Here is a 1,849-nt window from a genome sequence, read left to right as displayed (position 1 = left end):
CTCTCCTACAAGGATACCGCTGGCGATTCGGGGGTGGCGCCCATTATTTCGTAAAAACCGACGTGTAGAGACGTGAAATTTACCTGTAGTACACTCCGTGAACACGTCTCTACATTCCCGGAAACAACGCATTCATTGTCGCAGACAAATCGTGATGCCGAGGGGTCAGACCTACTATGAGCCAGCAGCTACCGTGTCATTTATTCTTTGCCAAATATCGATTGCTTTAAACACAGTTGGCTACGATATTGATTTCTTGGCAAGATAGTGTTCATCAAGAGCACGCCTTAGCATCATTTTAATAACTGCTTGGGAACTAATATTGAGTTCCGAAGCCAATTGATCGAGTTCGTTAAGCATTGGGCGAGGCATTTCCAAGTTTGTTGTCACTAAATCCTGTCGTCTGCGTGAAGTAAGAAGGCGAGGTGTGCCGACTCTCGTGGTCGTAGAGTCAAAATAGCGATCAACGACTTCTTCCCCTGCCTCAACTTTCTGTTCGAGTTCTTCAGTAGAGATATTGCTCATAGATTTCTCTCTCTCTTCTCGTACTTTTCCAGTAAGTAATTAACCAGATGTATTCCCCTTCATCATCATAGCGAACTTCATATACGGCAGCTTGCAACCTAACATGATACATCAGATGAACCTTAATCCTCGTCCCATTGTTCTTTTAAGGCACCATGTTTACGAGTCCGGCGCCTTAACTATGGCGTACCATTCTCTACAACAGTTCTACTTGCATATTTACTGCACCTTAACCGTGAAGGTAAAATAATTACATCTGGAACACCCAGGAGAGAATTATGGCATCAGGAATAATGGTTGCAGGCAAATGGATAACCGATGGTAATGAGCGCGCTCGAAATGGTGAGTTCCATGAGATACCAACAAAATTTCGCCATTACATAACCGCAGATGGTTCTAGTGGGTTTAAAGCAGAAGCAGGACGCTATCACCTCTACATTGCTTTAGCTTGCCCTTGGGCACATCGCACTTTAATTATGCATGAAATTAAAGGACTGCATGATGCTATCTCAGTTTCTATTGTCGATCCGATTATGAGCGATAAAGGCTGGATGTTTTCTCAAGCACCGGGAACCATTCCTGACTCAGTAAATAACGCTCAATATTTGCAAGAAATCTATCTCAAAGCTAATTCCAAGTATACGGGACGAGTCACTGTTCCGGTATTGTGGGATAAACAAACTCAAACCATCGTCAACAATGAATCTCGCGAAATCATGCGGATGTTTGATGTCGAGTTTGCTTCCTTAGCAACGCAGAAAATAGACTTATACCCACAGGACTTGCAACAGCAGGTTGATGAAACTATAGATGCAATTTATACACCAATTAATGCTGGGGTATATCGCGCGGGATTTGCGACTTCGCAAGTAGCTTACGAAGAAGCAGTGACAGAACTTTTCGAGAGTTTAGATAAATGGGAAATTATTCTTAGCAAGCAGCGTTATTTATGTGGTAATTCCCTCACAGAAGCCGATATTTGTATGTTTGCAACTTTGTATCGTTTTGACACAGTATACTACGGTCACTTTAAATGCAATTTGCGACGAATTATCGATTATCCCAACCTCTGGAAGTATTTAAAAGACCTATATCAACTTCCTGAGTTTAAAGCCACCTGTAATCTCGACCATATCAAACGTGGCTATTACATGAGTATGACTGATATTAACCCCAATCGAATTGTACCTAAAGGACCTATTGTTGATTTTAATATTCAAAAATAAGATTAGTCTCCTGGCAAATAGAAAGATAAATGAGTTTTATAGACATTATGTTGGGTTGCGCTATCGCTCCACCCAACCTACGGACTACGAACATGTAG

The 1,849-nt window shown here is 41.8% G+C and carries 2 protein-coding genes; one reads left to right on the top strand and one right to left on the bottom strand.

Annotated features, from left to right (window positions below; genetic code table 11):
- Positions 1–240: 240 nt before the first annotated feature.
- Positions 241–525: a hypothetical protein gene (locus AC2JBO_RS44810; protein ID WP_496960066.1), complete on the bottom strand. Its 285-nt coding sequence runs from the start codon at positions 523–525 to the stop codon at positions 241–243.
- A gap of 278 nt (positions 526–803) precedes the next feature.
- Here AC2JBO_RS44810 and AC2JBO_RS44805 point away from each other — a divergent pair, with 278 nt between their 5' ends.
- Positions 804–1,751 carry a glutathione S-transferase family protein gene (locus AC2JBO_RS44805; protein ID WP_496960065.1) on the top strand — a complete coding sequence of 316 codons (948 nt, stop codon included), beginning with the start codon at positions 804–806 and terminating at the stop codon, positions 1,749–1,751.
- Positions 1,752–1,849: the final 98 nt, after the last annotated feature.

The sequence above is a fragment of the Calothrix sp. CBUCES-K 9914 genome (assembly GCF_059640475.1).
The sequence above is the reverse complement of the archived record's forward strand: the minus strand, read 5'-3'. Positions and strand labels throughout refer to the sequence as shown.